This is a genomic window from Acidovorax sp. CF316, assembly GCF_000276605.1.
Taxonomy (GTDB): Bacteria; Pseudomonadota; Gammaproteobacteria; order Burkholderiales; family Burkholderiaceae_C; genus Acidovorax.
Genome location: NZ_AKJX01000045.1, coordinates 1 through 4,752, shown reverse-complemented (window position 1 = coordinate 4,752; position 4,752 = coordinate 1). Strand labels below are relative to the sequence as shown.

6 protein-coding genes are annotated in these 4,752 nt (G+C 66.4%); 2 read left to right on the top strand and 4 right to left on the bottom strand.

Annotated features, from left to right (window positions below):
* Positions 1–144: 144 nt before the first annotated feature.
* The 4 genes from PMI14_RS05380 to PMI14_RS34070 form a co-directional block, all read right to left on the bottom strand.
* Positions 145–912 carry a class II glutamine amidotransferase gene (locus PMI14_RS05380; protein ID WP_007850848.1) on the bottom strand — a complete coding sequence of 256 codons (768 nt, stop codon included), beginning with the start codon at positions 910–912 and terminating at the stop codon, positions 145–147.
* A 29-nt stretch (positions 913–941) separates the two neighbouring features.
* The gene (locus PMI14_RS05375) at positions 942–2,438 is read right to left on the bottom strand and encodes a DHA2 family efflux MFS transporter permease subunit (protein ID WP_007850842.1); all 1,497 of its coding nucleotides are present in this window, start codon (positions 2,436–2,438) and stop codon (positions 942–944) included.
* Positions 2,439–2,522: 84 nt separating this feature from the next.
* On the bottom strand, positions 2,523–2,711 hold the full coding sequence (locus PMI14_RS05370; RefSeq protein WP_007850839.1) for a 4-oxalocrotonate tautomerase: 189 nt from the start codon (positions 2,709–2,711) through the stop codon (positions 2,523–2,525).
* Between the two features lie 42 nt (positions 2,712–2,753).
* Positions 2,754–3,002 (bottom strand): cysteine-rich CWC family protein, encoded by a 249-nt coding sequence (locus PMI14_RS34070; protein WP_081497269.1) that lies wholly within the window; start codon positions 3,000–3,002, stop codon positions 2,754–2,756.
* A 182-nt stretch (positions 3,003–3,184) separates the two neighbouring features.
* Here PMI14_RS34070 and PMI14_RS05365 point away from each other — a divergent pair, with 182 nt between their 5' ends.
* Both PMI14_RS05365 and PMI14_RS05360 read left to right on the top strand, forming a co-directional pair.
* Positions 3,185–3,973, top strand: coding sequence for a GntR family transcriptional regulator (locus PMI14_RS05365; protein WP_007850834.1), 789 nt, complete (start codon positions 3,185–3,187; stop codon positions 3,971–3,973).
* A gap of 222 nt (positions 3,974–4,195) precedes the next feature.
* Positions 4,196–4,752, top strand: a 557-nt coding sequence (locus tag PMI14_RS05360; protein ID WP_007850831.1) for a malonic semialdehyde reductase, incomplete at its 3' end; no start/stop codon positions are given.

Here is a 4,752-nt window from a genome sequence, read left to right as displayed (position 1 = left end):
GGGGGTTTTGCGTTTGGGGAAACGAAAATTGCGCTTCGTCTCGCAGGGGGATGAGCAAAAATTGCAGCACGCGCTTGCACACCTGGCCTCTGGCGGGTGTGAACGACGATCGGGTGTCGATCGGACGCGTGTGCGCCCCTGGGATCAGCAGCCTGGCCGCTGCCCGTCCACGAAGACCAGCAATTCACCTTTGCCGAAGGCCGTCCAGTCTTCGTTGACCGTGAGCGGAGCCGTCACGATGATGGCCACGCGGTCGGAGGCGGTGGTCTGGGTCGCGAAGTCGATGCGCACGTCCTCGTCGGACAGCTGCGCTTCACTGAACGGGTGCTTGCGCTCGATGTAGTACAGGTTCGTGGACGCATGGGCCCACAGCGCCTGCCCATTGGAGAGCAGGAAGTTGAAGGTACCGTGCGGCGCGATGCGCGCGGCCAGTTCCTTGAGGGTGAGGGTCAGCTCGGCAATGCTGGGCACGCTGGCATGCGACTTGGCCAGCTCCTGCATGATCCAGCAGAACGCATGCTCGCTGTCCGTGTCCCCTACGGGGTGGAAATGCGAATGCAGGCGCGGCCGGAAGTCCTTGAGGTCGCCGTTGTGGGCAAACACCCAATAGCGTCCCCAGAGCTCGCGCACGAAGGGGTGGCAGTTCTGCAGGCTCACCAGGCCCTGGGTGGCCTTGCGGATGTGCGCGATGACGTTGCGGCTCTTGATCGGGTAGCGGCGGATCAGCTCGGCCACCGGCGAATCCACGGCCGGCAGGTGGTCCACGAAATGCCGCAGGCCCCGGTCCTCGAAGAAAGCAATGCCCCAGCCGTCGGCATGGTCGCCCGTGTTGCCCCCGCGCTGTGCAAAGCCGGTGAAGCTGAAGGTCACGTCGGTCGGCGTGTTGCAGTTCATACCGAGCAGTTGGCACATGGTCGAAGGAGGTCCGGATCAGTCGGCCATCAGGCCTGGGGTGGAGAGGGAGTGTCGCTGGTCGGTGCCGCAGGCGCTTCGCGCAGCTGCCAGGCCGCCACCAGGGCCAGCAGGCACAGCGCGGTCAGCATCAGAAAGGTCTCGCCAAAGGCGGCGATGCGTGCCGGGTTGCTGGCGCCCGCTGCGAGCGAGGCCCCATGCGCGCCCATGCGCCATTCGAGAACGATGCCGCACAGGCTCACCCCGGCAGCCCCGCCGAGCATGCGCAGGAAGCCGATGGCACTGGAGCCTTGCGATATCAGCGACTTGTCCAGCGGCCGCATGGCGCCCAGGTTGAGCGATGGCAGGATGAAACCCAGCCCGATGCGCCCGAGGATCGCGAACACCACCAGCATCCACAGCGGGGAACCCAGGCCCACCACGACCATGAGGCCGAAGGACAGGGCCAGCAGGGCCAGGCCGATGCTCACCAGCAGGTGCGTGGGCTGCCGGTCGGCCAGCCGGCCCACCAGCGCGATTGTGATGGCCAGCACGAAGCCTGCGGGCAGCATGATGGTGCCGACATGCGATGCCGACAGCTGCAGGCCGAGCTGCATGAACACCGGCAGCAGGTAGGTGGATCCGAACAGCGCCGTGCCATAGATGAAGGCCACGATGCTGCCCATGGCGAATTGCCGGTACTGGAAGAGCCGCAGGTCCATCAGCGGCTTGCGGCCCTGCCCCAGTTGCCGGCGCTGCCAGCCGATGAACAGGCCCGTGGCCACCACGGCCCCCGCCAGCAGCAGGATGGCCTCCGACACGGTGCCCCCATGCAGGGCCACCAATCCGTTGAGCAGGCACAGCGTGCCAGCCGTGCCCAGTGCCAGGCCGCGCCAGTCGAGCGCTTCGCCGTTGCGGTTGGCGGCCACGCCGCCCGGAGCCGTGACCGGCACGAACTTGTAGGCCAGCCAGATCGAGGCCAGGCACAGCGGCACCACCATGAAGAAGATGGAGCGCCAGCCGAACCAGTCGACCAGCAGCCCCCCGATGCTCGGGCCGATCGCCGGCGCCAGCACCACGCCCATGCCGAAGATGCCGCTCGCACGGCCCTGCTCATGGGGTTGGAAGGCGTAGAGGATGATGACGGCAGGAATGGGCTGCACCACACCGGCCGCGAGGCCCTCGGCCACGCGCGCCAGCAGCACCAGGCCGAAGTCGCGCGCCAGCCCACCGCCGATGCCGCCGGCCAGCAACAGCAGCATGGCGCCCACGTAGGTGGCGCGGTAGCCATAGCGCGACAGCAGCCAGGGCGTGGTGAGCATGGACACCGTGGTGGCCACCATAAAACCCGAAGTCACCCACTGGGCGCGTTCCTGGCCCAGGGTGAAGTAATGGCTCATGTCCGGGATGGCCACGTTCACGATGGTCGAGGACATGATCGACGCCATCGTGCCGACCATGACCGAGAGCAACAACAGCCAGCGGTAACGCTCGCCATGCCGTTCGCGCAGGGCGGCGAGGGACCCGGAAGACGGCTGTGTTGTCATGGAGGGGTTGGGCTGGCTATCAGTGGCGAAGAGGGCCGCCGAGAAAGGGGCGAAGAGGCGCAGCGCCCCAGGGGCATGTACCTGCTACGTCCGCTCCGACCACAGCTTGCCGCCCGTAGCCCAGTTCTCGCGCTTGATGTCGGTGATCAGGATGTCCACCGACTCGGGCGAGCCACCCAGCACCTCGACGGACACACGGGTGATCTCCTCTACCAGCTTGCGCTTTTGTTCGACCGTGCGGCCTTCCATCATTTCGACGTGGTACGTGGGCATGGTGTGCTCTCTTTAGGAAAAGGGGGTTGTGAAAAGCGCAAATCATATCGGCTGGGATCCCGGCGTCCCGTTCGCTGCAGCGCTGCCGACCGGCGCGCGCGCGCACTCCGGGCAGATGCAGGCGAGGCCCCGCTGCTCGGCGGGCAGGCGTGCCAGCGCCACGGGCGACACCGGGGTGCTCATGCACCAGCACTCCTGCGCTGGCAGGCCGGCCGCCACGGCGCATTGGTTGGGCTGGCCGCACAGGGGACAACGGGACGGGCTGGAAGGCGCGAGGGTGTCGTGGGACATGGCCTGTGCAGTGTAGGTGCTGGCAGTGCCCTGTGGGGGGCACCAGCCGGGGTTCCCGAGGTCGGTGAAAGGGCGCACCGCGGCATTGGGTTCCTGGTTCAGGATCGGTATCGGGTTCGGGCTGCATCCTCCTGGTGTGCAGCTGGCTAGAATGGAACGCACTTGCAAGGGTAAAAAATACAATGTCCACCATTGCTGCCAAAGTTCAGTCCCAGATCTCCGAACTGATCATCAGCGGTCAGTTCAAACCCGGCACCCGCCTCGACGAGCGGGTGCTGGCCGAGCACTTCAACGTGTCGCGCACTCCCGTGCGCGAGGCATTGCGCCAACTCGCCGCACGTGGGCTGACGCAGCTGCTGCCCATGCGCGGTGTGGTTGTCATGGAAATCAGCGTCAAGGAGCTGGCCGAGATCCTGCACGCAGACTGCGAGCTGGAGGCCCTGTGCGCGCGGCTGGCCGCAGAGTCCATGACCACCATGGAAAAAACCGAACTGCGCTACATCCACGAGCGCTCCAACGAATACGTGGCCAATGGCGACCTCGACAAATACCTTGAGGCCAACCGCGAACTGCATCGCCTGATCCTCGAAGGCGCGCACAACGCGGTGATCAGCCAGATGGTGGGCGAGATCCGTGATCGCCTGAGCCCCTACCGCCAGTACCACCCGGCCGAGACGGACCGCCTGGTGACATCGCACGATGCCCACAAGGAGATCGTCGAGGCCATCGCCGAGGGCCACGGCGAGAAGGCCTACCTCGCCATGCGCGCACACAACGCGCACCTGGGCAATGCGGCGCTGCGGGCCCTGCGCCAGGCGAAGGAGGCCGAAAACACCGTGGAGCAGGCGCCCTCCCCGACGCCGCCAGCAGGCAAGCGTGCCCGTTCGACGGCTGCGCCCTCGGCGAAGATGGGCGTGCCCCCCGCTGCACGCAAGGCCAAGATGCCTGCCTCAAAGAATACCAAAAAATAATTTGGTATACCAAATGATGAAGATCGCCTAGAATCGCGGCAGCTTCTTCAGAAGGTGCCGTGCTCGGTTGCGCGCTGTCGGTCCTGCTTTGCAGGGCGGCCCGGCCATCGGCCGCAGGCGCGTCTTCCACCGTCTCTGCCGGCGCAAGCGCCGTCGGGTCGTGGTGGGTGCCGGCGACCGGATGGGGGCGCTCGCACTCTTCAACTTCGACAAGGACTGGTGATGCTCGACAAGGCAGGCATGCACGCGCTTTTCCAGGGCGCGCGTTCGCACAACGGATTCCTGGACTCCCCGGTGCCCGAGGCACTGTTGCGCGATCTGTACGACCTGGTGAAGTGGGGCCCGACCAGCGCCAACTGCACGCCCCAGCGCATCCTCTTTCTGGTCACGCCCGAAGCCAAGGCGCGCCTGCTGCCTGCACTCAGCCCGGGCAATGTGGCCAAGACGGCGTCTGCACCCGTGACCTGCATCCTGGGCTATGACCGGCGCTTCCACGAACACGCCGAGACCCTGTTTCCGCACAACCCCGGGCTGTACGACAGCTTTGCCCGCGACGAGCGCCATGCCGAGACCACGGCCTTTCGCAATGCCACGCTGCAGGCCGGTTACTTCCTGCTGGCGGCCCGGGCCCTCGGGCTCGATTGCGGCCCCATGTCCGGGTTCGACGAAGACCTGGTCAACACCCGCTTCTTCCCGGACGGCCGATGCCGCGTGAACTTCCTGTGCAACCTCGGGCAAGGCGATCCCGCCCGGCTGTTCGGCCGGCTGCCGCGGCTGCC

Excerpts from the sequence above, each read along its gene's own strand:
- PMI14_RS05375 (WP_007850842.1), bottom strand. The coding sequence starts at position 2,438 with ATGACAACACAGCCGTCTTCCGGGTCCCTCGCCGCCCTGCGCGAACGG.
- PMI14_RS34070 (WP_081497269.1), bottom strand. The coding sequence starts at position 3,002 with ATGTCCCACGACACCCTCGCGCCTTCCAGCCCGTCCCGTTGTCCCCTG.
- PMI14_RS05380 (WP_007850848.1), bottom strand. The coding sequence starts at position 912 with ATGTGCCAACTGCTCGGTATGAACTGCAACACGCCGACCGACGTGACC.
- PMI14_RS05365 (WP_007850834.1), top strand. The coding sequence starts at position 3,185 with ATGTCCACCATTGCTGCCAAAGTTCAGTCCCAGATCTCCGAACTGATC.
- PMI14_RS05370 (WP_007850839.1), bottom strand. The coding sequence starts at position 2,711 with ATGCCCACGTACCACGTCGAAATGATGGAAGGCCGCACGGTCGAACAA.